Annotated in this window: 2 protein-coding genes; both read left to right on the top strand. The window is 47.6% G+C overall.

From position 1 onward, the window contains the following. On the top strand, positions 1-183 hold a 183-nt coding region (locus ACTHS3_RS16055), incomplete at its 5' end, for a hypothetical protein (RefSeq protein WP_440368514.1). 12 nt (positions 184-195) lie between these two features. Beyond that, the gene (locus tag ACTHS3_RS16050; protein WP_049336110.1) at positions 196-645 is read left to right on the top strand and encodes a DUF4124 domain-containing protein; all 450 of its coding nucleotides are present in this window, start codon (positions 196-198) and stop codon (positions 643-645) included. Positions 646-838 lie beyond the last annotated feature (193 nt).

Raw genomic sequence — 838 nt, 5'->3', positions numbered from 1 at the left:
AAAATCTATTACGCCGTGATTATTTTGGTATGCGCCGCTTCCATGCTGCTCAGCCCGTTTTTCTATATCCGCCGCACACGATCTGGCGCTGAATTACGACGTGCGCCCAGACAGTGGAAGCCCATCCTCTTCGCCAACATCATCATGATTGCGGCTTTGCTTGTTTGGTGGAAATGGTTTTAAGGAAAAATAAAAATGAACAAAATTTGGATCAGTACATTACTACTCACTTTGACAACTGCAATTTCCGCCGCGCCTATTTTTGAATGTACCGATTCTGCCGGCCGCAAAGTCTATACCCAAGCCGGCGGCAAAAACTGCAAAGCCAGCAATATCGGCAAACCGTCCGTCTATACTTCTGCGCCTGTTTCAACACCGGCAACGCCAATTTCCCCAAGCAAAACCGAGCAAGCGGAAGAAGCTGTCGCCCCGGTCAATCCGGCTGACGTCGGCGCAGCCAAGCGTGCTTTGGATACCGCCAAGAAAAACTTGGAAGAAGGCAAAAAAGTGCGTTATGGCAATGAACGCAACTATGCCCGCTATCTCGAACGGATCAAGGGTTTGGAAAAAGCCGTCCGCTCGGCTCAGGAAAACTATGACGCGGCGCAACACCAGCCTGCATCTCAAGATCCTGTTGCCTATTGATCCTTACCACACCAGCAAGGCCGTCTGAAATTTGGTTTTCAGACGGCCTTTTCATGTCTTCAATATAACAAAATCGTCTTTATACCAAACAAAGCATTCTTTCCAGTTTTCAGACTGCCTTGTTAAAGTAAGCGTGTATTAAATTCTGACGGTTGCCATTATGTTGTTACTCAAAACGCCTTCTGTATTGCCG

It is taken from the genome of Neisseria sp. P0009.S007 (genome assembly GCF_051962515.1).
The sequence above is the reverse complement of the archived record's forward strand: the minus strand, read 5'-3'. Positions and strand labels throughout refer to the sequence as shown.

What these genes read in the sequence shown, in the direction of transcription:
- ACTHS3_RS16050 (WP_049336110.1), top strand. Translation starts at nt 196, where the DNA reads ATGAACAAAATTTGGATCAGTACATTACTACTCACTTTGACAACTGCA.